Genomic DNA, 26,921 nt, shown 5'->3' with positions numbered 1-26,921 from the left:
GGTCCAGCACGGCTCCAGCGGCCCTCCAGGCCAGCACGCGACGCTCGACATCCGGCCGGCGTACGCGGGCCGCTGGGAGGAGATGGCGTGACGACAACGGATTCGGTGGCCCGGACCGACGTGAGCCCCGGCCCCCTCATCAAACTGGCGATCGCCGACTGCGCGGCGAAAGTGCTGCACAGCGCGGTACGGCTGGACGTGTTCACCGCGCTGGCGCAGCAGCCCGCCACCGGGGCGGAGCTGGCCCGGCGGGCCGGCCTGCACCCCCGGCTGGCCGCGGACTTCCTCGACGCGCTCGTCGGTCTCGGGCTGCTCGATCGGCAGCACGAGCACTACCGCAACACGCCGCTCGCGGACGCGTACCTGGTCCGGGACCGGGACGGCTACCTGGGCGGCTTCCTCGACCTGACCAATGAGACGTTGTACGGCACGTGGAGCCGGCTGACCGAGGCGTTACGCAGCGGCGAGGCCCAGCACCTGGATCCGGACAAGGGCGGCTTCGTCGGCGACAAACACAAGGACCCGGCGAAGATGAAGCGGTTCCTGTCCGGGCTCGACGCGTTCAGCAACCGGATGGGCGCGGAGCTGGCGAACGCCGTCGACTGGTCGCGCTACCGCTCGTTCGTCGACCTCGGCGGCGCCCGCGGGAACCTCGCGGCGGTCCTCGCCACCACCCACCCGCACCTCGACGCCGTCTGCTTCGACCTTCCCCGGACCCGGCCGCTGTTCGACGAGCACGTCGCGCGGCTGGGGCTGGCGGAGCGGATCCGCTTCGTCGACGGGGACTTCTTCGCCGACCCGATTCCCTCGGCCGACGTGGTGGTCCTGGGTCACATCCTGCACGGGTTCGACGCGGAGCGGTCCCGGGAACTGCTCCGCCGCGTCCACCGCGCGGTCCGTCCCGGCGGTGCGGTGCTGGTCTACGACCGCATGATCGACGACGCCCGCCGTGATCCGGACCGGCTGCTCAGCAGCCTGCACATGCGCCTGGTGAGCCCGACCGGCGGCGAGTACCGGTTGGCCGACTGCCGCGACTGGCTGCGCGCCGCCGGGTTCACCGACCTCACCGACCAGCCGCTCCTGACCACTCACACCCTGGTCGTCGGCCGCCGCTGAACCGGCCCGTACCGGAAGGACAGAAGTGTACGACGAGAAAGTACCTGTGCTCATCGTCGGCGGCGGGCTGGCCGGCCTGTCGGCCGCCGTGTTCCTGGCCTGGCACGGGGTCACCCCGACCCTGGTCGAACGACACCCCGACACCTCCACCCACCCCAAGGCCCGGGCCATCAACCCGCGGACCATGGAGCTGTACCGCGCCGTCGACATGGAGGCGGCCGTCCGCGCCGGCCGGTCCCCGATCTCCGGCAACACCGACCTGGTGCATGTCGAGACACTGGCCGGACGCGAGCGGGTACGGATGCCGAACGCCTCCCCGGCGGCCATCGACCGGATCAGCCCGACGGGCTGGACGCTGATCGACCAGAACCAGCTGGAGCCCATCCTGCGTCGGCGGGCCGTCGAGGTCGGCGCGGATGTCAGGTTCCACACCGAGGTGACCGCCCTCGCCGAGGTCGACGGCGGCGTGCTGGTCACGCTGGTCGACCGGGGCACCGGCGTCAGCCGGCAGGTCCTCGCCGAGTACGTCGTCGCCGCGGACGGGAGCCGGAGCCCGATGCGTGAGCTGCTCGGCGTCGGGCACCACGGCCGTGGCACGATCACCAACCTGGTCAGCTTCTTCTTCCAGGCCGACCTGGAACCCGCGTTGCGCGACCGCCGGATCATCGCCGCGTACGTCAACAATCCCGAGGTGCGCGGCACCATCATCCCGATCGACAACGAGAAGCGCTGGGTCTTCAACGTCTCGTTCTTCCCGGATCGGGGTGAGCGGGCCGAGGACTTCGACGAGGAGCGGTGCGTCCGGCTGGCCCGGGCGGCCGTCGGCATCCCGGACCTGGCCGTCGGGATCGAGCACACCGGCATGCCCGCGTGGGACATCTCCGCCAAGGTGGCCGACCGGATGTCGGACGGGCGGGTGTTCTTCGCCGGCGACGCGGCGCACGTCATGCCGCCGACGGGGGCGTTCGGCGCCAGCACGGGCATCCAGGACGCCTACAACCTGGCCTGGAAGCTGGCGCTGGTCCACCGCGGCCGGGCCGGAGCGGGGCTGCTCGCCAGCTACGACACCGAGCGCCGGCCGGTCGCCGAGGAGACGGTACGGCAGGCGATGCTGCGCTTCGCCGTCCGCGAGGGCAGCCAACTCTCGGACGTCGCGGCCGAGATGGTCAGCGAGGAGACCATGACGTTCGGCTACCGGTACCCGGCGGGCGCGTTCGTGGGGGAGGGCGCCGCCGGTGCGCTCCTGGAGGATCCGGAGCGGCCCACCGGACGCCCCGGTGCCCGGGCGCCGCACGTCGTCCTCCACGAGGACGGCAGCCCGCGCTCGACGATCGACCTGTTCGGCCGTGGCTTCGTCCTGCTGGCCAGGCCCGGTGGCGGGGACTGGGCGGCGGCGGCCGCGGCGGTCGAGGCCGAACTCGGCGTACCGGTGGAGGTCCACACGGTCGGGGAGCCGGGTACGCTGCGCGACCCCGGTGGGCAGTTCGACGCGCGTTACGGGACGGGTCCCGGCGGCGCCTCGCTGGTCCGTCCGGACGGCTTCGTCGCCTGGCGGACGCCGGACTTCCCGGTCGACCCGGTCGGTGCGCTGGCGCGGGCGCTGCGGACCGTGCTGGCTGTCTGACCCGCGCCTGCCGGCCCCCTCCCGAGTGCGGGAGGGGGCCGACGCCGGTCAGCGGGCGAGTACCTCGTCGAAGACCGCCGCGAGCGTCGCGACCGGGTCCTCGGTCAGCTCGGGCGCCCGCCACGCCACGAAACCGTCCGGCCGGACGAGCACCGCGCCGCTGGCCCCGATCCCGTACCGCTCGGTGAAGGTGCCGCTCGGCTCGGTCAGGGTCGCGTCCGGGCCCGGGTCGACCACGTGCTGGTCTATGGGCAGCCCGAGCCGCGCGCAGACCTGCTCGCCCGCGTCCAGCCAGGCGCGGCCGCTCGGGGTCGTGAGCAGCGCGAAATCCCGGTTCACCAGCTCCGCCACGGTTGTCTCCCGACCCTCGTGGCGGACGGTCAGGTGGGTGGCCCGGGTGCCGGGTCGGCCCGATGCCTGTCGCGGATCCTCCACGGTCCCCGGGTCGTCGTCGGCCCCCACCACCGCCCGGGATCGGTACCGGTGTCCGAACAGCACGGTCGCCTCCGGCTGGTGCCGGGCGGCGGTCTCCGGGTCCAGCCCGCTGCGTTGCAGGTAGCGGATCACCCCCTGTTCCGTGGTGAACTCCGCCACCGGAAGCCGTTCGGCCTCGTAGCTGTCCAACAGGCCGGGGCCGGCGGTGCCGCCCAGCACGAGGGCGAGCTTCCAGGCCAGGTTGTGCGCGTCCTGGATCCCCATGTTGCCGCCGAAGCCGCCGGTCGGCGGCAGCACGTGGGCGGCGTCCCCGACCAGGAACACTGGGCCGGACGTGAACCGGTCGGCCATCCGCGCGGCGATCTCCCAGCTGGAGGCGTCCTCGATGGAAGCGGACAGCGCCGGGTCGCCGACTGCGGCGCGCACCAGGTCCAGGCACCGCTCCGGCGTGTAGTCCAGGTGGGTCTCGTCCGGGCGCAGGCTCGGCGCGAGGCACCAGCGGTCGGTGCCCGAGGCGCCGAGTTGACCGAGCACACCGTGCACCACCGGGTTGCTCACGAAGCACAGGAAGAACTTGCGGCCGTCGACGTACCGTTCGAGGTCCGCGCGGAACAGGATGATCATCTGGCGGCCGAAGGTGCCGCGACCGTGGGTGCCGATCCCCAGCCCGGTGCGGATGGCGCTGCGATTGCCGTCCGCGGCGATCAGGTACCGCGCCCGGACCGTGCGTTCGACGCCGTCCGCGACCCGGCGGATCCGCGCCGTGACACCGTCGGCGTCCTGCCGGTGGTCCAGCAGCTCGGTGCCGAACCGGACGTCCGCGCCCAGCTCCTCGGCGTGCCGGCGCAGCACCGGCTCCAACCGGTCCTGCCCCACCAGGGTCCAACCGGTGTTGCTGACACCGTGCGTGTCGTGCCGGAACGGGCCGTCGAACCGGTTCAACTCGGCCCCGGCCAGGCTCTCCGCCTGCAGCACGTCGCCGTAGCGCGCGTGCGGGGTCTCCACCGCGCGCACCGCGTCGCCGATGCCCAGGCCGTCCAACAGTTCCATCGTGCGCGGGCTGGCCGCCTGTGCCCGGGGATGGGCGGAGATCTGCGCGTGCCGCTCCACGAGAAGCGGCCGGATGCCCTGGTGGGCGAGGAAGAGCGCCGAGGCAAGTCCCACCATGCTGCCGCCCACGATGAGGACGGGCGTCTCGTCGTCGATCAAGGGGTGCTCCTTCGCGTCATGTACCGGTAGGGCGTGCGGAGCCAATCGCGACGGACTCGAGGCTCGGTCGATTCCGGCGGGTAGGTCCAGTCGCCTTCGAGTGCGGCCCGAGTGCCGCCCGAGCCCGGCCTGAGACGTTCGGGACATCGCCGGTCTCCCGACCCGGCGGAGGCCGGGCGAGGAGGAGGACGAATGGAGTTGCTGACAGGTCTGCTGCGCGTCGTCGTGCTGGTGGGCACGGGTCTCGTCGCCGGCGTGCTGTTCGCGGTGGCACTCAGCGTGGTGCCGGCACTGCTCGCGATGCCGGCCGACCGGTACGTGTGGGCGCACACGCTGCTCGGCCGCCGGTACGACCGGGTGATGCCCTGGATCACCGCGGTGGCGGTGCTGTCCGCGGTCGTGCTGGCCGTCCGCGCCCACGACGCGCGGCAGGCGTCGCTCTACGTTGCGGCCGCGATCTGCATGGCAGGTGTCGCCGCCGTCTCGCAGGGCGGTAACGTGCCCATCAACCGGCGGGTCAAGCGGACCCGGCCCGAGGACGTGGGGCCGGGGTGGGACGACCCCCGCCGACAGTGGCGGAGCTGGCACCTGCTCCGTACCGGACTGGCTATGACCGCGTGCCTGCTCGCCGCCGTCGCGGGGGTGTTGCCGTGACCACGCGCGCGACGGCGGTGCGGCGGGCCACCCCGGACCGTGCCGGACAGTCCGACACCGACGACCGGATGCGGGCCCTGCTGTCCCGGCCGGATCCCGGGCCGGTGGGGGAGCGGCTCGTGCTGCTGCACTTCCGCGGCCGCCGCACCGGCCGCCGCTTCGACGTACCCGTCGGATTGCACCGGCTCGGCGACGATCTCGTCGTCGCCACCGGCAGCCCGTGGCGGCACAACTTCGCCGGCGGCACGCCCGCCGAGGTGACCTGGCGCGGTCGCCGCCGGACGGCCCGGCTGCGGCTGGTGACCTCCGCCGAGCGGACCGCAGACGGGTACTGGCGGCTGCTGCGTCGGTACGGCCTCGCGGACGGGCCGCGCCGGCTGGGGATCCTCGTCAGCGTCGACCGGGAACCGACCCTCGATGAGGTACGCCATGCCGTGGACCACTTCGGCCTGTCGCTGGTCGAGGTGGAGCTGGAGGAGGAGGGAACGGAATGAGCGGGATTGCGGGTTGGGTGGCGTTCGATCGCGAGCTGCTCGGTGAGCTGCCGGCGGTGCGTGCCATGGCCGACGCCGTGCGGCACCGGGGCCCCGACGACGTCGGGGAGTGGGCGTCGCGGCACGCGGTGCTGGCGCACCGGCGGCTCGCCGTCGTGGACCGGGCCGGCGGGCGCCAGCCGGCGGTCGCCGAGGGTCAGGCGGTGCTGCTGCTCGACGGCATGGTCTACAACCACCGGGAACTACGCCAGGAACTGCGCGGCCGGGGGCACGAGTTTCGGAGCGCCGGTGATGCCGAGGTCGCGTTGCGGGCCTACCTGGAGTGGGGCGAGGAGTTCGCGACCCGGCTGGAGGGCATGTTCGCGGTCGCGGTCTGGGACGTCCGCCGGGAACGGCTGCTGCTGATCCGGGACCGTCTCGGCGTCAAGCCGCTCTGCTACACGCAGAGCGACGTGGGGATGGTGTTCGGTTCCGAGCCCAAGGCCCTGCTCGCGCACCCGTCGGTCGAGGCGGTGGTGGACACCGACGGGCTGCGTGAGCTGTTCGCACACGGCCGCAAGCCGGGGGCCGCGGTGTTCCGTGGACTCCACGAGGTGCGTCCCGGCCACCTGGTGCGGACGGACCGCTCCGGCACCACGGAGCGCCGGTACTGGGCGCTGGCCGCCAGGCCGCACGAGGACGATCTGACCACCACCGTGGCCCGGGTACGGCAGTTGTTGACCGAGGCGGTCGACTCCCACCTCGCCGGCGACGTGCCCGTCGACGCCATGCTCTCCGGCGGCATCGACTCGAGTGCGCTGACGGCACTGGCCGCAAGTTCGCCGCGCCGGGACGGCGCGGAACCGCTGCGGACGTACTCGGTGAACTTCGTCGGCTACACCGCCACCTTCGAGCCGCACCCGAGCATGCGGGCCACCCCGGACGCCCCGTACGCCCAACTGGTCGCCGAGCACGTCGGGACCCGGCACACCGAGGTGCTGCTGGACACGCCGGCGCTGGCCGACCGGGAGGTGCACCGGGCCGCCATGCTCAGCCAGGACGTGCCGTCGCCGCTGGGCGACATGGACGTCTCGCTGCTGTCGTTCTTCCGGTCGCTGCGCGAGCAGGGCCGGACCGCGGTGCTGTCCGGGGAGACCGCCGACGAGGTGTTCAACGGATATTTCTGGGCCTACGACCCGAATCACAGCAATTCAACCACCTTCCCGTGGGTGTCGTTCGAACGCGGTCACAACGCCGCCGCCGGCGGGCTGGGCTGCTCGTTCATCGACCGCACCCTGCGCAAGGAGCTCGACTTCCTGGGGTACGCGGACGAGCACTACCGGGATGCGCTGCGGGAGGTGCCGCACCTCGACGGAGAGAGCGCCGATCAACGCCGGGCGCGTGAGGTGACCTACCTCGCGCTGACCCGGTGGGCGCCCACCCACCTCGACCGGGCCGACCGGATGAGCATGGCGAGCGCGGTGCAGTTGCGCGCGCCGTTCTGCGACCACCGGCTGGTGGAGTACGTCTACAACGTGCCGGCGGCGTTGAAGCGCGTCGACGGGCAGGAGAAGTCCCTGCTCCGCGCCGCGGTGGCGGACCTGCTGCCGGAGGCGGTGCTGACCCGACGCAAGAGCGCCTATCCGACGACCCAGGACGCCGCCTACGGGGAACTGGTCCGGGCCCGGTTCCGGGAACTGGTCGCCGACCGGTCGGCGGCGGTCACGCCACTGCTCGACGCCGAGGCCGCGGCGGCGGTGTCCGCAGGGGGGAACGCGCCGTCGGGCGCCTTCGCCTGGGTGGAACGCGCCAGTATGGAGATGGTGCTCCAGCTCGACACCTGGCTGACGGAGTACGGGGTGACGGTACGGCTGTAGCGGCCGTCCGGCCGGCGGGCCGACCACCCGGAGGTGGTCGGCCCGCCCGCCCCGACCAGCCTGCGGGCTGGCCGCGTCACTGCCGCTCGCCCTCGGCTGACCGCGGGTGTCCGGGCGCGCCGGGACCGACGGATCGGTCCGTCCTCTCGTGGCAGGGTCACGCCTCTGCTGGCAGGGTCACGCGGAGTTGCGCCACTTGCGGCCATTTCGGCCGATGAGCCGGTCGGCGTCGGTCGGGCCCCAGGAGGCGGCCTCGTAGGTGGGTATCGGAGACTCGTCCTTTGCCCAGTTGTCGATGATCGGGTCGACGATCCTCCAGCACTGCTGCACCTCGTCGCTGCGGATGAACAGCGACGCGTCACCGATCAGCGCGTCCAGGAGTAGCCGCTCGTACGCCTCCGGGGACTCCTCGACGAACGTCTGGTCGTAGGAGAACTCCATGGTGGCGGTGCGGACCCGGAAGGAGTGGCCCGGAACTTTGGCGCCGAAGCGCAGCGAGATGCCCTCGTTCGGCTGGATCCGCAGGATCAGCGCGTCAGCATCGAGGCCGGTGAGCTGATCGGTCGGGATCGGCAGGTGCGGCGGCCGTTGGAACTGCAGTGCCACCTCGGTGAGCCGGGCCGGCAGGCGCTTGCCGGTGCGTACGTAGAACGGCACCCCGGCCCAGCGCCAGTTGTCCACGTTGAGCCGCATGGCGGCGTAGGTCTCGGTCCGGGACAGGGGATCGACGCCGGCCTCCTCGCGGTAGCCGGCCATCAGCTCCTCGCGGGTGCCACCCCGGGTGTACTGACCCCGGACCGCGGCTTCGGCGATGTCCCGGTCGGTGGGGAGGCGGATCGCCTGCAGCAGCTTCACCTTCTCGTTGCGCAGGCCCTCAGCCTCGAATGAGGCCGGCGGCTCCATCAGTGCCAGCGCGAGGACCTGGAGCACGTGGTTCTGCACGATGTCCCGCATCGCGCCGGCGTCCTCGTAGAAGCCGCCGCGGCTGCCGACGCCGAGGGTCTCGGCGACGGTGATCTGCACGTGGTCGACCCAGGAGCGATCCCAGATGGGCTGGAAGATCGAGTTCGCGAAACGCAGCGCCAGCACGTTCTGGACGGTGTCCTTGCCCAGGTAGTGATCGATACGAAAGACCTGGTGCTCGTCGAATGCGCTGTGCACGACGCCATCGAGTTCGCGGGCCGTGACCAGGTCTCGCCCGTACGGCTTCTCGATGACCAGGCGGGAGAATGAGCCTTCGCGTGGCTGGTTGAGCCCGACTCGGGCCAGTCCGTTGATCACCGGCTCGAAGGCCCCGGCCGGGGTCGACAGGTAGAAGAGCCGGTTGCCGGACGTGCCCCGCTGTGCGTCGAGCTCGTCGAGGGTCTCCACGAGCCGCTTGTAGGTATCCGGGTCGTCGTAGCCGCCGGACACATACCGCACGCCGCCCTGGAGTTGGCGTTTGCTGGCGACGGCATGTTCGCCGAGTGCGCTCTCGGCGAACTGCTCGTCGGTCATTGACGTGCGCGCGACACCGACGAGCGCGAACTGGTCCGGGAGTCGCTCGTGCCGAGCCAGGCTCTCTACCGCGGGCAGCAGCTTGCGCCGGGTCAGGTCACCGGAGGCACCGAAGATCACCAGCGTGGCCGGCGGGGCACTCCGCTCCTGGATGAGCGGGGATGCGTGGTCCATGGTCTGCGTTCCTCCGGGCACAAGGGGTGTGGGGTTGGGGATGCAGTGCTGTCATGCCAGGGATTGTGCGGCTATGGCGGGTAGTGTCCGGCGGCCACCCGGCGTGGCCCGTTGGTTGCGGACCTTGAGCGTCGCATGCCGGCCGGCGAGTCGGCGACCCGGTGATGATCGGGTGCGGTCGGTCGACGGAGGAGGCGGTCGTACGACTGAGGCTCAAGTCCCTCTGGCCAGGGTTCCTGTTACCCGCGACTCCCGGCGCGTTACTGAGCAGGTTCGAGTTGGCTCTTCACATCGCGGGGCACGCGCACCCCGCGGGCACGCAGGTCGGCAATGAAGCGGGCCGCGAGCGGGTCGGGCTCTCCCGGAGTCACCGCCACCAGCTCCCGGGTCCAGCGGGGCGAAAAGGAGCGGACCACGCCCGGAAAGCCCGCGCTGACGGCGCTGACGGGGGTTATCGCGACGCCCAGTCCGGCCGCCGCCAGCTGGGGTGCCGCAGAGGTGACGGCGGTTCTCAGTGCCGGCTTCAGGCGGATCCCGGCTGCGCCGAGTGACCGGTCGAGCCAGCCACTCAAGCCGTTTTCCGGCGCGAAGTGCACCAACTCCTCACCGTCCAGCTCGGAAAGCCGCACCGATCCCCGCTCGCCCAGCGGATGATGACGAGGGGCCGTCAGTACGATCTCCTCCGCGCCGAGAACCGTGGACGTGAAACGGTCGTCCACCGGGCCGGCCAGCACCAGTATGTCGACATCCCCGCCGTTGATGGCGCCGAACAGGCCGTCCGACACGACCGCCTCGCGGAGGTCGATCGCCACCTGGGGGTGGTGCCGGTGCCAGGCGCGGATCACCGGCGCGAGCAGCGGCACGGTCAAGCTCTGGGCGCAGACCAGGCGCAGCGACCCTCCCTTCGCCTCGCCCCTGGCCCGGGCCGAGCGGATCGCTGACGCAGCCGCGTCGATCGCTCGGCGGGCGTCCGCGACGGCGGCGCGACCGGCTGGCGTGAGCGAGGTGCCACGTGCCCCCCGTTGCAGCAGAGGCGTACGGGTCTCGCGCTCCAGCACGGCGATCTGCTGGGACACCGCGGGCTGCGAGGAGTGCAGCAACCGGGCCGCCTCGGTGATCGACCCGGTGTCCGCGACCGCGACCAGACACTCCAGGGCACGCAGCGTTGCCATTCGGAAATCTTATCGCGGGCCGTTGAAAGATAAATGGTGCTGAGGGAAGTAGGCCGAGTTGCCGGTTGCTGAATCGAGCAAGGACCACGACCTCCAAGGAGAACGACATGGCACAGACCTTCGTGACAGGCGGTTCCGGTTTCATCGGCCGGAGTCTGATCAGGCGGCTCGTGGCCGACGGACACGCGGTCAAAGCCCTGGTCCGCAGCGCGACGGCGGCCAACGCGGTGGCCGCGCTGGACGCCGAGCCGGTGCGCGGCGAGCTGACCGATCCCGACACCTGGCGCGCCGGCGTCGAGGGCAGCGAGGTGCTCTTCCACCTGGCGGCGGAGACGGACATCACCGCCGATCGGGAGCGTCAGGAACTGGTGACGGTGGGCGGCACGCGTGCCGCCCTGCAGGCGGCTCAGCAGGCCGGGGTGACCCGCTTCGTGCACGCCGGGAGCGAAGCCGCACTCCTGGCCGGTGAGCCGCTCGTCGACATCGACGAGACCGCGCCCCTGCGACCGGACTCGGAAGCCGCGTACAGCGCGACGAAAGCGGAAGCCGAGGCACTGGTTCTGGGCGCGAACGCGCCGAGCTTCGCAACGGTGTCGATCCGGCCGCGGTTCGTCTGGGGCCCCGACAGCTCTCTCGTCGAAGGTCTCGTGCGCTCGGCCCGCAACGGCGAATTCGCCTGGGTCGAGGGTGGCCGTCAGAGCACCGACGTCACGTTCGTCGACAACGCGGTCGAGGGCCTTGTCCTAGGTTGGCTGCGCGGCCGGCCGGGTCAGGCCTACTTCATCACCGATCAGCACCGCGTGGCCCTCCGCGACTTCCTCGAGAGCACCTTCGCGATCTACGGAGTCGACGCCACGATCCCCGACATCGACGCCGGCACCGCGGCCAAGGTGATTCCCGTCCCCGCGCGCTGGTTCCTCGAGCAGACCTGCACGCTACGGACCGACAAGGCCGTCGCCGAACTCGGATACCGCCCGATCGTCACGCAGGCGGACGGACTGAACGCCGTGCGGGAAGCGGTCGCCCGCAGCGCTGCCTGAGATCAACGCCGCACCTCGCTGGATGGCTTGCGTGCGATGCCTCAGCTGTCCCGGCCCGGCAGTCTTTGGACCGGGCCGGGACAGCACTGGGAAAGAATGACGGCTCGGGTCAGGCCGCCGCCGGCAGTTATAGGCTGCTCAATCTATGGGAATTGTAGGTAGCATTCCGCCATGGCCAGCGCGCTGTTCAGCTTCCCCAACCCCGTGAACGAGGTATCCGCCCGACTCGTGGCCGGTGGGGTGGTCATCCTGTCGACGGTGACGATCGTGCTGGACCAGCCCTGGATGTGCGCGCTGATCGCGTACGGGTTCGTCGCGCGGGTGCTCACCGGCCCCACACTCAGCCCGCTCGGCCTGCTCGCCACGCGGGTGATCACGCCGCGGCTACCGGTGCGGGCCAAGCTCGTCGCCGGGCCGCCCAAGCGGTTCGCCCAGGGGATCGGGGCTGTGCTGGCCCTGACCGCCGCTGTGCTGGCGCTCGGGTTCGGGCAGCACCTCGCGGCATACCTCGTCCTCGGCGTGGTGATCGTGGCGGCGACACTCGAATCCGTGTTCGCGTTCTGCGTGGGCTGTGCGGTCTTCGCGGGGCTCATTCGGATCGGATGGATCCCCGAGGCCGTCTGCGCCGAGTGCAACGACATCTGGAGCCGGGTGCCGGCGAACGGATAAGAGACCCGCCTGCACGCGGCCGCCAGTCAGCGGCTGGGGTGCCACCCGAGCGCGGGGCCGAGGCGGGTCGCCATGTCGCTGAGGATCTGCGCGTAGTCGGCTGGCGTGAAGGTGAAGGGCAGGGCGAACGCGACCTCGTCGACCTCGCGGAACGCGACGTTGTCGAGCAGCCGTTCGGCGATCAGCTCCGACGGGCCGACGAGGTCGGGGGCGAACATCATCCGGGCCGGACCCTGGGGTGACGCCGTTCGAGGCGTGCGTTGGTGGGCGTACTCCTCGTAGCGGGCGCGTTGGGTCGGGGTGGCGGTGTCGGTGGGGATGACGACGAGCCCTTGCGAGACGCGGGCCCGTTCGCCGTCCGGGTGGTGGGCGCGGAACGTCCGGATGTGCGAGAGCTGGATCTCGGCGAAATCGGTGGAGTCCTCGGCCTTGACGACGCTGCTGGTGAGCAGGTTCATGCCGTGCTCGCCGGCCCAGCGAGCGGAGCTGAGGCTGCCGGCGCCGTACCACATCCGGGCGGCCAGGCCGGGGGAGTGCGGTTGCACCCGGCGGGAGAACTGCTCGAAACCCTCGAAGCCCTCGACGTCGCTGGCCGGCTCGCCGCGAACGAGGCCGAGCAGCCGTCGTACCCGCGTGTAGCTGAAATCCTCCGCGTCGGCGGTGTCCGGGTAGAGCGAACGGCGGACGCGGTCGTAGTGCATCGGTGGGCCCACGCTCACGCCGGGGTTGAGGCGGCCGCCGGAGAGGATGTCGACCGTGGCCAGGTCCTCGGCCAGCCGGAGTGGATTCTCCCAGCCGAGCGGGATGACCGCGGTGCCGAGTTCGATGTGCCGGGTCCGCTGTGAGGCCGCCGCCAGGACGGCGATCGGTGAGGAGATGCCGTACTGGAGGTGGCGGTGGCGTACCCAGGTGCTGTCGAAGCCGAGTTGCTCGCCCAGCTCGATGAGCTGGAGTGTCGCCTCGTGGCCGGTGCGAGGGTCGGCCTCGTCGAACAGGCCGATGGTCAGGAAGCCGAGCTTTCGCAATGGCGCCGACCGCTTCGACACAGGTGTTTCACTCACCGTCCGCCTCCAGGGATACTCAACCAAGGACTTGAAATCCTACTTTGTTGGTAGGAAAATCGATCCATGCTGCTTGGTCGGCTGTTCACCTCCCGCCGGGTCGTCGACCTGATGCGGGTCGCCGCGCAGCTCTGTCGTGTGGCGATCGTTCCGGCCTGAGCAGGCGATCCCCTGTCGGCCGGTTGTCGTCCCGCCGGCTCGCGTCCGGCACCTCCACCGGCTGCCGGTCGCCAACGAGGCCGGCGAGAAGATCCCGTTCGAGCGGCTGACGGCTGACCTCGCCGCCCGTTCCTAGCGCTCCGTGCCCTCACCCCTCGGGAGGAACGCCATGCCCTCGTCCACCGACGACCCGACCGACGCCGACGTCGACGCGCTGCGCAGCCTGCTGCGCCACCAGGCGAGCAGCGTCACGGTGGTCACCGCCCCCGGCGCGCCGCCGGTGGGCTTCACCGCGACATCGTTCACGTCGGTGTCGCTGACGCCGCCGATCGTCTCGTTCTGCCTGAACCTCGGCTCGTCCACGTGGCCGACGCTGGCGCAGGCACGGCACGTGGCGGTGCACCTGCTCGCCCACGGCCAGCAGGACCTGGCCCAGACCTTCGCCACGAGCGGCATCGACCGCTTCGCCGCTCCGACCCGCTGGCGGCCCGGGCCGAACGGGCTGCCGATCCTCGACGGCACCTTGGCCTGGCTGGTGTGCCGGGTCGTCGACCGGGTGGTCGTCGGCGATCACGTGATCGTGCTGGCCGAGCCGGAACTGCTCCGGCATGCCGACGTTGGCTCTCCGTTGCTCTACCACCGGGGTCGCTACGCGGGTCTCGCGGACGCACCGGACGACACGGACCGTCGCGCCGCCGCCTGACCGCATCAAGTGGGCACCCGGCCCTGAACACCGGAACACCGCTGTTCAGGGCCGGGCGGGATGGTCAGCGGGTTGCTTCGCTCAGTCGGCGCCAAGCGAGGGTGGTGATCGCTGTCATCACTGCGGCGGCGATGCAGAAGGGGGTGGTGATACCCCAGACGCTGGCGAACAGACCGCCGAGGAGAGAGCCCAACGCGGCTACGCCGAGGTCCAGCAGCGCGTACACGCTGCCGACCCGACCGCGCAACTGTTCGGGCACCGCCCGCTGCCGAACTGAGGCGACGGTGATGCCCCAGACCATGGCATGAATGCTGAACACGACCAGGATGACCGCGGCCACCCACGGCGTCGTCGTGGTCGCCAGGGTCACGTGCGTGACGACCTCGATCACCAAGCCGGCACGTAGCACCGCGGCGCTTCCGAAGGCTCGGGTGAGCGTGGCGGCGACTGTCGTACCAAACAGGCCGCCGACCGCGAAGGCGGTCAGCAGGAAGCCGTAACCAACGTCGGACAGGTCCAGCCGTTGCTGGCAGTAGAGAACGAACACCGCGAACGCGGCACCGAACGCGATGTTGCCCACGCCCATGGTGACGGCGAGGGTTCGCAGCAGCCGGTGCCGCCACAGCCACCGCACTCCGGTGGCGATCTCGTCGCGTAACGAGGCCTGCGGCTCGGGTTGCGCCGGTGCGGGAACCGGTCGGATACCGGCTATCAGAGCCGCCGCCACGACGAACGTGAACGCGTCGAGGCCGAACGGTGTGGCGGCGGAGATGACGAACAACCACGCGCCCAACGGCTTGGCGATGAACTGGTTGCCGATGGTGAAGCTTGCGTAGAGCCGGGCGTTGGCGCTGGGCAGCTTCTCGGGTGCGACCACCGACGGGAGCAGGGCGCCCATGGCGGTGTCCGCGAGGGTCTCTCCGGTGCCGAGGAGAAAGAGCGCCAGGTAGATGATGGGCACGGTGACGGTCTCGGTCGCGATGGTGGCCGCCAACCCGGCCAGGGCGACAGCGCGTACCAGGTTGACGGCTACGACCAGCTGACGCCGGTCGAGCCGGTCGACGTAGGCGCCGCTGATCAGGGCGAACAGCAGCCAGGGCAGTTGCTGGGCGAAGGCAGCTCCGGCGATGAGGGCCGGGCTGTCACTGAGGGAGGCGACCAGCAGCGGGCCGGCGGCCATGGTGACGCCGTCGCCGATGTTGGACACCGCCGAGGCGGTCCAGAGTCTGGTGAAGTCCGCGCCAAGGCGCGCGGATACAAGGGAACGCAAAAGAGCTCCTCGAGCCAAGAAAGGGGAGACGGTCTGAAGGACCGCTCCGCGGCGAGGAGCACCGCACCGCCGGCTCTGTCACTCCGGCGGTGAGCGATCAGTGCGCGGTGTGCTCTCGCGGCGAAGCGGGGACCGTGACCATGGCGAGGCGCATTTGCAGCTCCTTAATCGTCAATCAAGGCCCCAGCAGGATAGCGGGGTCTCGTTGCGGCTCAACAGTTGTCAGCATCGCCGGCCAGGCGACGGCGCGCCTGGGAGGCAATGACTCATCGGCACGCCCATCGGCGCCAGCGCACACCAACGAGGTCCCTGTCCCCGTGCTGTCCACCGTTCGATGGACAGTCGCTGACGGTCGAGCGGTCGTTCCGCAGGAAGGGCTGCGACCGGCACCGTCGACGGTATGACAGCCATCGAGGCCATCGGCCTTCGCAAGGCCTATCAGGGACACGACGTGGTGTGGGGCGTCGATCTCACGGTCGCCCGGGGCGAGGCTTTCGCGCTGCTCGGCCCCAACGGAGCGGGCAAGACCACCACAGTGGAGATACTTGAGGGACACCGCCGCCGCGACGCGGGCGATGTCCGTGTTCTCGGCGAGGACCCGGGCGCCGCGGGGCGCGCGTGGCGGGCGAGGATCGGGATCGTCACGCAGAACGCCGACGACGCGGCCGACCTCACGGTCCGCGAACTGGTACGGCACATCGCCGGGCTGTATTCCGACCCACGGCCGGCCGACGAGGTGATTGAGCTGGTCGGTCTGACCGGGAAGCGCGACAGCAGGATCCGTACGCTCTCCGGCGGGCAGCGCCGCCGCGTCGACGTGGCGCTCGGCATCGTGGGACGCCCGGATCTGCTCTTCCTCGACGAGCCCACGACCGGCTTCGACCCGCAGGCGCGCCGGCAGGTCCGGGAGCTGATGCGCTCGCTCGTCGCCGACGGCACCACGATCCTGCTCACCACCCACAATCTCGAGGAGGCCGAGGCCCTGGCCGACCGGCTCGCGGTGCTCGCCGACGGTCGCATCGTCGCCGAGGGCACTCCCGCCACGCTCGGCGGTCGCGGCACGGTCGGCACCGCCACGGTGAGCTGGCGGGAGAACGGCGAGCCGCGCGTGGAGAAGGTGACCGATCCGACCGATCTGGTCCGCAGGCTGGTCGCCGAGGACGCCGACCTGAGCAGCCTCACGGTCACCCGGCCGACCCTCGAAGACGTCTACCTGACCCTGATCGGAGCGGGGGAATGACCGCCGTACTGCCGTCGGCCACCCTTCCGTCCACCCTGGCAAGCGGCCTGAGTCGAGGGCGCGTCGAGCTGCTCATGTTTCTGCGCGACCGCACCGCCGTGGTGTTCACATTCGCGTTTCCGGCCATGATTCTGCTGCTGTTCGGGACCATCTTCGACGACGGCGACGACCGGAGCGGCGTCAGCGCGAGTCAGGTCTATTCCGCCAGCATGATCGCATACGGCGCGTTGTCGACCGCGTTCGTGACAATGGGCTCGGGGCTGGCGATGGACCGCGAGGACGGCACGCTCAAGCGACTACGCGGCACGCCGCTCCCGGCGGCCGCGTATCTGATCGGCAAGCTTGTGCTGGTCCTCGTGCTCAGCATCGCCGAGGTCGTCGTGTTGGTCGGCGTAGGTGCGCTCGTCTTCGGCATACCGCTGCCCGACGCGTCGCACTGGCTCACCTTCGGCTGGCTCTTCCTGCTGTCGACCGCGTCGTGCGGGCTGCTCGGCGTGGCGGTCAGCGCGATGGTCACGCACGCGCGCACGGCGGGCACGATCCTCAACGTGCCGGTGGTCGCGCTGCAATTCATCTCCGGCGTCTTCATCCACCCCATCACGCAGTTGCCGCACTGGCTGATCGTGGTGGCCTCGTTCTTTCCCGTGAAATGGATGAGTCAGGGCTTCCGCTACGTCTTTCTGCCCGACAGCATGAGGGCACTGGAGGCCAACGGCCGGTGGGAGCTCGGCCGCACGGCGTTGGTACTCGGCGCCTGGACTGTGATCGGATTGGTGCTATGCCTGGTGACCTTCCGGTGGAACCAGAGAGATCGCTGAGGCAGGGTGAGGCACACGCCGGTTACCTGTTCTGGTGGGACGCCTACTTCGGCCTGGTCGCGGCAGCAGTGGCCGTCGCGACCGTGGTGATCGACGATCACCTGCTGTGGCGTCGCTGGCTGGCAGTGGCTGCCATCGCCGCCATCGCAATGCTGCACGTGACGGTCGGTCGGCGGCAGATCCGGCGCAACGCGGACGACCGCGCGGCCCTGGCAGTCCTGCTGACGTACCTCTTGTTCTACGTCGTCGCGGTGGCGGCCGCACCCTTCGCGACCTGGCTGTTGTTCGCGGTCATCCCGCTCATCTTCCAGCTCACGGACGTGCGCGCGGGGATCGTGCTGGCGATCCTCGCGAACCTGGTCACCCCGGCGGTCAACCTCGTCGAGGAGCCGCACGCGGTGCCCACCGATCTGCTGATCGCGGTCATCACCGGGGCGGCGAGCATCTGGGTCAGCTTCTGGACGATGCGCGTGATCCGGCAGAACGTGGAGCGCGGCATCCTCATCGACGAGCTCGAGGCGAGCCGGGCCGAAGTGGCCCGCCTCTCGCACGACGCGGGGATCTCCGCCGAGCGGGCCCGTCTCGCCAGCGAGATCCACGACACGCTCGCGCAGGGCTTCACGAGCATCGTCACGCTGCTGCAGGCCTATGACCCGGAGCTGCGCGACGCGCGTCTGGCGTTGGCGGTCCGCACCGCCAAGGAGAACCTGGCCGAGGCAAGGGCCCTGGTGGCGGCGCTCTCGCCCGCCGCGCTCGCGTCGGGGTCGCTGCCCGACGCGGTACGCCGTCGAGCCGCCTACTTCAGCCAGGAAACCGGGGTGACCGCCACCGTCCGGGTGATCGGGGCGCCACGGGAGCTGCCCACACCGGTCGAGGTGGTCCTGCTGCGGGCCGCCCAGGAGGCGTTGACCAACGTACGCCGGCACGCGCACGCCACCGAGGCGCAGGTGGTGCTGGCGTACGACGACCGGGGCGTACGCCTGGTCGTGCGGGATGACGGACGCGGGTTCGCGTCCGACGGCCCTGATGGGTTCGGGCTCGCCGGCATGCGCTCGCACGCCGAGCAGGTGCACGGCATTCTCACCGTGCACGGCGGACCGGCGGGCGGCACGATCGTCGAGCTGGAGGTGCCCGCGTGATCCGCATCGTGCTCGTCGACGACCACCCGGTCGTACGGATGGGGTTGCGCGGCATGCTCGACGCCGAGGAGGACCTGACGGTGGTCGGCGAGGCGTCGTCGGGGCCGGAGGACGTGCGGCTCACCGTCGAGCAGCACCCGGACCTCGTGCTCATGGACCTGCGCATGCCGGGCGGTGACGGAGTCGAGGCGACCGGGCGGATCCGCACACGCGTTCCCGGCGTCCGGGTGGTGGTGCTCACGACGTACGAATCCGACCGGGACATCCTGCGGGCGATCGAGGCTGGCGCCAGCGGCTATCTCCTCAAGGACGCCACACCGGCGGAGCTTGCGGAGGCGGTCCGGGCCGCGGCCCGGGGCGAGACGGTGCTCGCGCCGAGCGTCGCCGCCACGCTCGTGCGGCAGGTGCGGCGCCCCGCGCCGCCGGCCCTCTCGGCCCGGGAGACCGAGGTTGTGCGCCTGGTCGCGCGTGGGTTCACCAACGCCGACATCGGGCGGGAGCTCTACATCAGCGAGGCCACCGTGAAGACCTACCTACTACGCGTCTTCGGCAAGCTGGACGTCGCCGACCGCACGGCCGCGGTCACCACGGCGCTGCACCATGGCCTGATCTGATCCCACAGGTACGCCTCAACAACGCCGAGCGGCGTGTCCGCTGGTCCTCCCGCGATAGGTGATCCGACGGATCTCCGGGACTCGTTCGGGACTGTTCGGAACAGAAACACCGGCCTCGTCGCCTTGAGGTCGATATCGAAAGAGGGCTAGCTTCAGCCTTCATCGATACGTGGTGTGGGACGCGAAATTACCTTTCGCGCCGCCGGGTGCCGCTATTGGTCACGCCGAAGAGTGTCGATGCGACACGTGGCGACCAATATTGCCGATCGGTCCGCTGCGACTGGCAGGCCGATACCCGACGACACGCCATGACAAAGACCTATGCAAGGGAGGATTTGTATGCTCGGCAAAGGACGCTGGTCTGGGCGCGGTCACCGTCTGGGGTTGGCCTCCCTGCTCGTGACTGTGTTGGTGGGGGTGTCGTCCGGGCAACCGGTCTATGCCGCCAACCTCGGCAGCGAGCCGACCCTGCCCTACGCGCAGCCGAACAACGCCAGCCTGCCCAGAGCGGGATGCGACACGACCGCCACCGACCCGACGAATCCGCCGGCCAGCAGTCCGGCGGCGGTGCAGGTGATCTATGCGTGGAACAACTCCACCGGGAACCAGTACGCGACGAACGTCGAGCACGCCGCTCGCGTGATGGATCGCGTTGACTGGCTGCTCGACCAGGCCAGCAACTACGATCAGCACTACAAGGTGAGCTGCCGGTCGACGACCACCAGCACGTACAACCAGTACGCGCAGGCGATGGTGACGCCGGTGAAGATCGACACTACGAGCAACGACTTCTGGTCGATCGCGAACGAGCTTTCGGCCAAGGGGTACGACGACAGCAACCGCTGGTATGTGGTCCTGACGGAGTTCCCCGCGCCGTCCGCGTCGGCGCACTGGTGTCCGAGCAGTGGCGGTAGCGGCTGCGTCTCCATCGTTGAGGCCTGGGACAGTGGGGTCGTCGGGCACGAGATGGCGCACCTGCTCGGTGCCGGTCACGCCTACATGAGCGAGCACGTGTGGCAGGACCCCAACGGCAACTGGCAGGCCGAGCAGTACTGCCCCGACATCATGATGTGCGCCGGCGACTGGTGGGCCTTCGATATGGGCTACCGCCAGAACTACGACCCGAGCGAGACCAGCGCGCGGTTCTATGTGGACAACTATCCGTCGACGACGACGAACAATGCGGCGGTTCACCCGCTGCTCACCTCGCCGGTTTGCTGCGACGTCGGTGCCAACAATGACCTGCTGACCGCGCAGGAACGGACCATCGAGGCGCAGGCGCCGGGCACCTCGAACCCCACCGGGTTCACCACCTCCGGATCGGGGGCAGCCATCTCGGTGACACCGCAGGGCTCGTATGCCGGCGTTTCCGCCCGCTACTTTGACAACCGTCGCTCGTTGCAGTTCGTCAGCTCACCGCAGTCAGCCGAGAAGTCGGTCATCGTGAGCCGTAAGCCGTCGGTGACGGCCGGGCACAACTACAAGTTCTTCGTCCGGCTGCGCGCCGACTCCGGGACGGCCGCGCTGCGGATGCAGTGGTACAACTCGGCGGGCACGCTGCTGTCCACATCGCCCAGCAGCCCGTTCAGCCTGACGTCCAACTGGTGGGAGTGGTCCCACGAGGCGGTCGCACCACCGAACGCGGCCAGCGTGCAGATCTCCGTGGTGGCACCGGCCGGTGGCTCGCAACCGGCGACCCTGACCATGCACGTGGACACCCTGCAGCTGACGGACTGTAGCGCCAACCAGAACTCGCTGTGCCGGCCCACCATCTGATCCCACCTGGGTGATCCGGCCTTTTCCCCACGTCGCCCGAGCGCGACGTGGGGAAAAGGCGAGTCAGCTTCTTCGTACCGTGGCCCCGGCTCGAATCGCCCGCGGCATCTCGGCGACATCGTCGACACGATCCAACAGCATGCTAAGTTCGTCGCCCGGCGCGGGTGAGTTCAACTCGACCTGGTAGGTGATGCCGCTCGATCTGCGTGGTTGGCTGCTCGGCTTGTCGAGACCGGGGAGATCTGCCGGGCGAGGGTGGCGGTGTTGTCGTAGAGATGAGCGTTGCCCAGGGCCCCGGTGGAGTACTGGCGAGGATCGCCGCGATGGGCCGCCGGACGCGACTGTGGGACAATGCCGGCAACGGATGAAACTGGTGAGCGGATGTCGTCGACAGCTGAATCGCAAGATTTTCTCGGGCCGCAGGCTTCTCTTGTGCCAAAGGGTTTCCGTGGCGTCACGAGGAACCTGGGCCTCAAAGACGTTGGTGACGATTTTACGGTCATCGTGTCCGAGGTTCCCGCGACATCGGCGGCGGTGTTCACGCGCTCCCGGTTCGCCGGGCCCAGCGTCGAGCTCAGTCGGCAGTCCGCGGGGGCCGGGAGCTTCCGGGGCATGGTTGTGCTCTCCCGCAATGCCAACGTCGCGACCGGGAAGGTCGGCGCCGAGAACGCCGCCGAGATTCAGCGCATGGTCGCCAGTGCTGCCGGGTTCCCCGCCGGCGAGCTCTTGATCGGCTCGACCGGAGTGATCGGTCGGCCCTATCCGATGACGCAGATCCGGGGAGGGCTCGACGGGTTGTCGTGGCCGTTCCCCGCCGCCGACTTCGACGCCAGTGCGCGCGCGATCATGACGACGGACACGCGCCACAAGGTGGTCCGGCTGCGCTGTGGTGACGCCGTGATCGTCGGCATCGCCAAAGGTGTCGGCATGATCGAGCCGAACATGGCGACGCTGCTGACGTTCTTCTTCACCGACGCGCAGGTCGGCAGGGAGGACCTCGACGCGATTTTCCGCCGGGTGGTCGACCGAACATTCAACGCGCTCAGCATCGACACCGACACCTCGACCAGTGACACCGCCGCGGTCTTCGCGAACGGCGTTGCCGGCCCGATTGACCTCGGAGAGTTCGAGCAGACGCTGCACCGGGCGGCCCTGCACCTGGTCAGAGACATTGCCTCCGACGGCGAGGGCGCGAGCAAGCTCATCGAGGTCCGGGTCAGCGGTGCCCGCGACGACGCGCAGGCGAAGCTGGTCGGCAAGAGCGTCGTGAACTCGCCGCTGGTCAAGACCGCCGTGCACGGCGCCGATCCGAACTGGGGCCGGGTCGCTATGGCGATCGGCAAGCTGGAGGACGAGACCGACATCGACCCCGACCGGGTGACGATCCGTTTCGGCGATCTGCTGATGTTCCCCGAAAGCTCCGCCGACGACCTCTTGGACCGGGCCGCGGAATACATGCGCGGCAAAGAGGTCATGATTGACATCGACCTCGGGATCGCCGCCGGCTCGTTCACCGTCTACGGCTGCGACCTCACCGACGGCTACATCCGCATCAACGCCGACTACACGACCTGATCAGGCCAGGGATCCTGGCCGCCAACGTCTCGGCGCCGTCCGCCCCTTGCGCAGGGCGGGCTTGTCCACCTTTCCGACGGCGGTATGGGGGATGGTGGCGGCGAGCACGATCTCCGCCCGCACACCCAGGTCCTCGAGCACGGCACGGATCGCCGCGCGTACGCGCTCGCCCTCGACTCCGGCCACGGGGGTCGCCACCACGAGCGCCCCACTTTCGGTCTCCCCGGGCAGCGGTGCCAGTACGGCCGCCTCGGTGACCGGGCACGCCGCCGTCAGCGCGGCCTCGACGCCCGGGCTGAACACCGGCCCGGCCGAGCCGCCGAGCAGGTCGGCGACACGGCCGAGGATTCGGTACTCGCCGTCCAACTCGGCGACATCCCCGGTGTGGTACCAGCCGTCGCGGAACGTGGCGGAGGTCGCCCCCAGGTCACCGAAGTAACCGACGCTCGTGTGCGTCGAGCGGGCCAGCACCTCACCGATCGAAGGCCAAGCCTCGTCGAGGGGAGCGAGCCTGATCTCCACACCGGTGACCGGGGTCATGCCGCGGGTGTCCTGCACGACATCGTCCATGTTCCCCAGCATGATGCCGAACTCGGTCGAGCCGTAGATGCGTCGAATGTGGATGCCGAGCACCTCAGCCGCATCGGCGACGACCTGGCCGCTGAGGTACGCACCGCCGCAGAGCGGCATCCGCAACGCGGAAAGGTCGACGGACCGGCCGCGTGCCGCCTGCGTCAGCAACTCGTAGTGCCTCGGCAGCGCGCTGCACACGGTGGCGTCGGTCTCCTCCAGCCACCGCAGCAACTGGTCCGGCGCGGCAGACGGATCGGCCAGCACCAAAAGGGCCCCCGAGAGCAGCGCCGGGAACAGATGAACGTCACAGCCGTGTGCGACGTCCAGGGTGTGGCGGTTGAACAGCACGTCCGCTGCGGTCGTCGCGGTGTAGGCGATCCACTGTCGCCGGTCGTGGAGCAGGTCATCCTGACGCCAGGTCACGAGCCGGGGCTTCCCCGTGGAGCCGGACGTCTCCAGCAGCCGGAACGCGCCCTCGTACGCCGGGAACGGCCGCGCTCCGATCAGCTCGGAGCCGGTCGCCAGCTCTGCGGTCGTCACCTGCTCGACGACTACGTCCGGCAGCGGCTCCGCGCCGACGACGAGTGCCGGCTTCGTCTGCTCGACCAGCCAGGCGATGTGCTCCGGCGCCGCCGACCGGCTGATCGGCACGTGCATAGCGCCGCTGCCCGCCAGGGCGAGCACCAATGCCACGTAGTCGATTCCGTTGTCCAGCCAGGTCGCCACCACCTGGCCCTCGCCGATGCCCCGGGCCCGCAGCCAGCCGAGGGCACGGTCGACCCGCAGCGACAGCTCGCCGTAGGTCAGGCGCTCGCCGTCGGGCACCATCACGGCGAGGGCGTCGGCCCTGCGGGCCACCACGGAACGGAATTCGGTCAGTAGCATCGTCTCTCCTCACGCGGCCGTCGGCAGAGTGACCTGGCCGCGATAGAGCAGCCGCACGCCGTCGGACCCGATCGCGGTGCGGCCGTGCAGCGTCCGCTGGTTGTCGATCACCAGCAGGTCACCGGTCTGCCAACGATGCTGATAGAGGTAGCGCGGCGAATGCAGGTGCGCCGACAGTTCCGCGAAGAATGCGGCAGAGTCGTGGGCACTCACGTCGGCGACGCGCACCTGCCAGCCCTGCGGAACACCCGGCGGGAATCCGAGTGCCAGGTTCAGCGAGCGCACGCGGCCGTAGTCGCGGGTGGTCGAGATCTCGTACCAGTCGGCGGGTACCTGCGGGAAGTAGCCGCGTTCCTCGACGAGGTATTCGAGCCGGCCGTCGGCAAGAACCTTGCCGAGGTGCGGCGGGATCTCACGCCACGCCGTGAGCTGATCGCACACCGTGGTCTCGCCGGAACCGGGCTCGTCGGCGAAGTCCTTGGCGTACAGGACGATCAGGTCGACCTGTTCGCCGACCAATAGTCCGTCGGTGTGCAGCGGGAGGGGGCCGCGGCCGGTGACGACCTTCCCCACGTCCCTTGAGGCGTTGAGCAGCAACAGATCGGCCTGGCCCTCGCCGAACTTGTGATCCACGGTTTGGCCGAGGTGGTGGACGAGCCGCTGGAAGGCATCCTCGGTGAAGTCCAGGCCGCGGGTCAGAGCGACCCCGCTGGTCAGCGCCGCCTCCCGGGACCGCCGGGCCAGCTCCTCGACGGTCTCCCCGGGCGGCGACGTGAACACCGTGCCGAAACCTGATTCGGTCAGTGTGTTCTCGGTCATCATCATCTCCTCGTTCATCGGATTGTGGCGAGCGCGCGTGCGTAGACCTCGTCGGCGTCCCAGTCGTCGAGGTGTCCTTGACCGGCCAGTGCCAGAAGGTCGGCGAAGCATGCTTGGTAGACCCGGGAAGGGTCGCTCTGCCCGGAGTCCGCAGTGAGCCGCCGCCGCACCCCCTCCTGCAGGTTCCCGCCGTGGTGTACGGCGATCTTGCGGCGCCACGCGATAGCGGGGGTGACATGGGCGGCCATCGCGGTCCGCAGATGGAACTTCTCCCGGCCGTCACGGACCTTGCACGCGGGCGTGGTCTCCAGCGCGATGCGCATCACCGGGAGTGTCCAGAACGGGTGGAACGTCTCGACGCCGTACGCCAGCGCCATCCGGTTGGCCAGCTCACCGCTGGTGCGGGTGCGCGCGACCGCCGCGATGCCCTGGCCGATCAACTCGTCGGGGTGCTCGAACGGGGTGAAGAGCCCGGCATTGATGAGGTCGCTGCCGTACCCGGTGAGCAGCACGCGACCCGGTTCGACCACGCCGGACTGGTAGAACGCCGTGGCCGTGAGCGCGACCTCGACCACCTCCGGCGTGGTCACGCCGAGCCAGCGGACGGCGGCGGGGACGGCACGGATGATGCTGTCCTCGTCGAGCAGCAGCGGATGCAACTTGAGGCCGGCGACCTCGCATAGCTCCGCGGCGTCGGAGAACTCGTCTCCCCAGGGCGTTCCGACACTGTACGGCCGCACGTCGAGGTTCCGCGCCGCGGCCAGGTAGGTCACGGTGCCCGAGTCGATCCCGCCGGAGAGGAGTGACGCGTACGCCGCCTCGGGGCGGACGGCGGCGATGCCGGCGATCACCGCATCCAGCTCGGCCAGTTGCGCCTGCCCGGCAGCCAGCGGATCGTCCCGAAACGGCCTGCGGAACTGCTCGAGGAAGTCCTCGGCCTGGGGGGCGGTGCTGGTCAGCCAGCCCGAAGCGGTCCGGGCGCGGCGCTGCCGGACCGAGTGGTCCAACCGTCGGATCCCGTCGACCAGCGTGGCCTCGGCATCGGTGCCCACGGGACCCGAGCGCACCCGGGCGGCGAGGCCCCACGCGGGCAAAATAGCCGCGGCGAGCAGCAGGTCGGTGAAGAAGGCGAAGCCGTCGGTCGCGGGGTCCTCGGCGACATAGATGGCGTCCTCGTTGAACACCGAGGTGAACGCGGTCACGGCGTCCTCGCCCACCTGCAGCACGGTGCGCTGCGCCGGTTGCGTGGGCAGCTCGCCGAGCGCGGGCGTCGCCGTCAGCGTACGGACGTCCACATCGAACGGCGCGGTCGTGGGCAGCCCTGCCACGAGGCCACGGTGGTAGACGAACAGGTCACCGACCTCGACGCACGCGCCCATCGGCTCAAGTCCGGTCAGGCGCCGGTTGGCGACGACCACCCAACCGCCGCTCATGCCTGGCCCCCCACGATCCGGCGCATTTCCCGCTGCGGCCGCCCGGAGGCGAATCCTGCCCGGTGTGATCTCTTCGCGTTGTCCCGCAGGACGTGCAACCCCTGGATGTAGTCGTAGTTCATCTGCGGCTTCGTGTTGCGCACCGCCGCCGGGTTGTAGTCGGCGAAAGCCGCCGCGCGGGCCAGCGCGGTCGGCAGCACCTCGGCCGCGGGCACCGCTTCGTGCAGTAGGCCGTCCCGCAGGGAAGACTCGGCGGACCATTCGTCACACGACAGGAGCATGTGCTGCATCACCGAACGCCCGGCCGAGCGTTCCAGCATGAACGCGCCGAAATTGCATGCGATCCCCACCTTGAACTCGGGCATGCGCAGGATCGACGATTCCGCACCGACGCGGTAGTCACAGGTGAGCAGGAGTTGCAGGCCGATCCCGATGGCGTAACCCTCGACGGCAGCCACGGTGGGTTTGGTGACTTCGAGGCTGGCGACGTACAGCTCGGTGATGTTGTCGATCCACTCGTCCACCTCGTCACCGCCCGAGAAGTGGCTGACCTCGTGAAAATCGCCGCCTACGGCGAAGGAGTTGCCCTCGCCGCCGTGCAGCACCACGGCGGCCACCGCGTCGTCGGCCTCGACCTCGCGGAGGATCCCGGTGAGCGCGCGCATCCGGCCGTTGCTCATCGCGTTCGAGTGATGCGAGCCCTCGAACGTAACCTGCGCGACGCCGTTCTTCGTCACCACGGTGAAGGTGTCGCGGGGCTGTGTTTGGACAGCGTTGTTCATCAAGCTGGTCCTCCATAATTTTCGGGGTGAAAGATGTGCATTTGGTGGGCCGTTCCAGCGCGTCCTGGGTCCTGCGGCACCTCTTTCGCCTCCTGTCGGGCACATCCGATCGGCGCCTTCGCGCCCGCCACGCC

General features: G+C 70.1%; 23 protein-coding genes. 14 read left to right on the top strand and 9 right to left on the bottom strand.

Going from position 1 to position 26,921, the window contains the following annotated elements; genetic code table 11:
* Positions 1-87: 87 nt before the first annotated feature.
* Together ACLQ25_RS11890 and ACLQ25_RS11885 are read left to right on the top strand one after the other, a co-directional pair.
* On the top strand, positions 88-1,116 hold the full coding sequence (locus tag ACLQ25_RS11890) for a methyltransferase (protein WP_425730935.1): 1,029 nt from the start codon (positions 88-90) through the stop codon (positions 1,114-1,116).
* A 25-nt stretch (positions 1,117-1,141) separates the two neighbouring features.
* Positions 1,142-2,740 (top strand): FAD-dependent monooxygenase, encoded by a 1,599-nt coding sequence (locus tag ACLQ25_RS11885; RefSeq protein ID WP_425730934.1) that lies wholly within the window; start codon positions 1,142-1,144, stop codon positions 2,738-2,740.
* Between the two features lie 48 nt (positions 2,741-2,788).
* On the opposite strand, the gene ACLQ25_RS11880 is transcribed toward ACLQ25_RS11885, so the two are convergent.
* A complete protein-coding gene (locus ACLQ25_RS11880; RefSeq protein ID WP_425730933.1) occupies positions 2,789-4,384 on the bottom strand; it encodes an FAD-dependent monooxygenase in 1,596 nt (531 codons plus the stop codon).
* A 192-nt stretch (positions 4,385-4,576) separates the two neighbouring features.
* Between ACLQ25_RS11880 and ACLQ25_RS11875 the strand changes: the two genes are divergently transcribed.
* Genes ACLQ25_RS11875 through asnB form a run of 3 tightly spaced genes read left to right on the top strand, consistent with a single transcriptional unit; the run spans position 4,577 to position 7,388 of the window.
* Complete coding sequence (locus tag ACLQ25_RS11875; RefSeq protein ID WP_425730932.1) at positions 4,577-5,038, top strand: anthrone oxygenase family protein; 462 nt, start codon at positions 4,577-4,579, stop codon at positions 5,036-5,038.
* A complete protein-coding gene (locus ACLQ25_RS11870) occupies positions 5,035-5,532 on the top strand; it encodes a hypothetical protein (protein WP_425730931.1) in 498 nt (165 codons plus the stop codon). The genes ACLQ25_RS11875 and ACLQ25_RS11870 overlap by 4 nt, the downstream gene beginning before the upstream one ends.
* Positions 5,529-7,388 (top strand): asparagine synthase (glutamine-hydrolyzing), encoded by a 1,860-nt coding sequence (asnB, locus tag ACLQ25_RS11865; protein ID WP_425730930.1) that lies wholly within the window; start codon positions 5,529-5,531, stop codon positions 7,386-7,388. The genes ACLQ25_RS11870 and asnB overlap by 4 nt, the downstream gene beginning before the upstream one ends.
* A gap of 177 nt (positions 7,389-7,565) precedes the next feature.
* On the opposite strand, the gene zwf is transcribed toward asnB, so the two are convergent.
* Both zwf and ACLQ25_RS11855 read right to left on the bottom strand, forming a co-directional pair.
* On the bottom strand, positions 7,566-9,059 hold the full coding sequence (gene zwf, locus ACLQ25_RS11860) for a glucose-6-phosphate dehydrogenase (protein WP_425730929.1): 1,494 nt from the start codon (positions 9,057-9,059) through the stop codon (positions 7,566-7,568).
* A 260-nt stretch (positions 9,060-9,319) separates the two neighbouring features.
* Positions 9,320-10,231 carry a LysR family transcriptional regulator gene (locus tag ACLQ25_RS11855; RefSeq protein WP_425730928.1) on the bottom strand — a complete coding sequence of 304 codons (912 nt, stop codon included), beginning with the start codon at positions 10,229-10,231 and terminating at the stop codon, positions 9,320-9,322.
* A 107-nt stretch (positions 10,232-10,338) separates the two neighbouring features.
* Here ACLQ25_RS11855 and ACLQ25_RS11850 point away from each other — a divergent pair, with 107 nt between their 5' ends.
* A complete protein-coding gene (locus ACLQ25_RS11850) occupies positions 10,339-11,271 on the top strand; it encodes an NAD-dependent epimerase/dehydratase family protein (RefSeq protein ID WP_425730927.1) in 933 nt (310 codons plus the stop codon).
* 171 nt (positions 11,272-11,442) lie between these two features.
* The gene (locus ACLQ25_RS11845) at positions 11,443-11,940 is read left to right on the top strand and encodes a DUF4395 domain-containing protein (RefSeq protein ID WP_425730926.1); all 498 of its coding nucleotides are present in this window, start codon (positions 11,443-11,445) and stop codon (positions 11,938-11,940) included.
* A 26-nt stretch (positions 11,941-11,966) separates the two neighbouring features.
* Here ACLQ25_RS11845 and ACLQ25_RS11840 read toward each other — a convergent pair whose 3' ends face one another.
* Positions 11,967-13,001 carry an LLM class flavin-dependent oxidoreductase gene (locus tag ACLQ25_RS11840; protein WP_425730925.1) on the bottom strand — a complete coding sequence of 345 codons (1,035 nt, stop codon included), beginning with the start codon at positions 12,999-13,001 and terminating at the stop codon, positions 11,967-11,969.
* Positions 13,002-13,329: 328 nt separating this feature from the next.
* On the opposite strand from ACLQ25_RS11840, the gene ACLQ25_RS11835 reads away from it, so the two are divergent.
* On the top strand, positions 13,330-13,863 hold the full coding sequence (locus ACLQ25_RS11835) for a flavin reductase family protein (RefSeq protein ID WP_425730924.1): 534 nt from the start codon (positions 13,330-13,332) through the stop codon (positions 13,861-13,863).
* Positions 13,864-13,927: 64 nt separating this feature from the next.
* Here ACLQ25_RS11835 and ACLQ25_RS11830 read toward each other — a convergent pair whose 3' ends face one another.
* Positions 13,928-15,133, bottom strand: a complete 1,206-nt coding sequence (locus tag ACLQ25_RS11830) for an MFS transporter (RefSeq protein WP_425730923.1) — start codon at positions 15,131-15,133, stop codon at positions 13,928-13,930.
* A gap of 400 nt (positions 15,134-15,533) precedes the next feature.
* On the opposite strand from ACLQ25_RS11830, the gene ACLQ25_RS11825 reads away from it, so the two are divergent.
* From ACLQ25_RS11825 to argJ, 6 genes are all read left to right on the top strand, one after another.
* Positions 15,534-16,373, top strand: a complete 840-nt coding sequence (locus ACLQ25_RS11825; RefSeq protein WP_425730922.1) for an ABC transporter ATP-binding protein — start codon at positions 15,534-15,536, stop codon at positions 16,371-16,373.
* Positions 16,370-17,191 (top strand): ABC transporter permease, encoded by an 822-nt coding sequence (locus ACLQ25_RS11820; protein WP_425730921.1) that lies wholly within the window; start codon positions 16,370-16,372, stop codon positions 17,189-17,191. The genes ACLQ25_RS11825 and ACLQ25_RS11820 overlap by 4 nt, the downstream gene beginning before the upstream one ends.
* Positions 17,170-18,330: a sensor histidine kinase gene (locus ACLQ25_RS11815; RefSeq protein WP_425730920.1), complete on the top strand. Its 1,161-nt coding sequence runs from the start codon at positions 17,170-17,172 to the stop codon at positions 18,328-18,330. The genes ACLQ25_RS11820 and ACLQ25_RS11815 overlap by 22 nt, the downstream gene beginning before the upstream one ends.
* Complete coding sequence (locus ACLQ25_RS11810; RefSeq protein WP_425730919.1) at positions 18,327-18,944, top strand: response regulator; 618 nt, start codon at positions 18,327-18,329, stop codon at positions 18,942-18,944. Before ACLQ25_RS11815 ends, ACLQ25_RS11810 begins: the two co-directional genes overlap by 4 nt.
* A 399-nt stretch (positions 18,945-19,343) precedes the next feature.
* Positions 19,344-20,720 (top strand): hypothetical protein, encoded by a 1,377-nt coding sequence (locus ACLQ25_RS11805; RefSeq protein ID WP_425730918.1) that lies wholly within the window; start codon positions 19,344-19,346, stop codon positions 20,718-20,720.
* A 351-nt stretch (positions 20,721-21,071) separates the two neighbouring features.
* Positions 21,072-22,295 (top strand): bifunctional glutamate N-acetyltransferase/amino-acid acetyltransferase ArgJ, encoded by a 1,224-nt coding sequence (argJ, locus tag ACLQ25_RS11800; protein ID WP_425730917.1) that lies wholly within the window; start codon positions 21,072-21,074, stop codon positions 22,293-22,295.
* Here the strand turns inward: argJ and ACLQ25_RS11795 are convergent, their stop codons facing one another.
* From ACLQ25_RS11795 to ACLQ25_RS11780, 4 genes are read right to left on the bottom strand one after another with little or no spacing between them, the layout of a single operon-like run.
* Positions 22,296-23,753, bottom strand: a complete 1,458-nt coding sequence (locus tag ACLQ25_RS11795; RefSeq protein WP_425730916.1) for a class I adenylate-forming enzyme family protein — start codon at positions 23,751-23,753, stop codon at positions 22,296-22,298.
* 9 nt (positions 23,754-23,762) lie between these two features.
* Positions 23,763-24,572, bottom strand: coding sequence for a TauD/TfdA dioxygenase family protein (locus ACLQ25_RS11790; RefSeq protein WP_425730915.1), 810 nt, complete (start codon positions 24,570-24,572; stop codon positions 23,763-23,765).
* Positions 24,573-24,586: 14 nt separating this feature from the next.
* Complete coding sequence (locus ACLQ25_RS11785; RefSeq protein WP_425730914.1) at positions 24,587-26,005, bottom strand: asparagine synthase-related protein; 1,419 nt, start codon at positions 26,003-26,005, stop codon at positions 24,587-24,589.
* A complete protein-coding gene (locus tag ACLQ25_RS11780; protein ID WP_425730913.1) occupies positions 26,002-26,787 on the bottom strand; it encodes an enoyl-CoA hydratase/isomerase family protein in 786 nt (261 codons plus the stop codon). The genes ACLQ25_RS11785 and ACLQ25_RS11780 overlap by 4 nt, the downstream gene beginning before the upstream one ends.
* Between the last annotated feature and the right edge of the window lie 134 nt (positions 26,788-26,921).

This window comes from Micromonospora sp. DT44 (genome assembly GCF_049841635.1).
Lineage (GTDB): Bacteria > Actinomycetota > Actinomycetes > Mycobacteriales > Micromonosporaceae > Micromonospora.
Note: the sequence above shows the minus strand (reverse complement) of the source record. Positions and strands in the feature narration are given on the sequence as shown.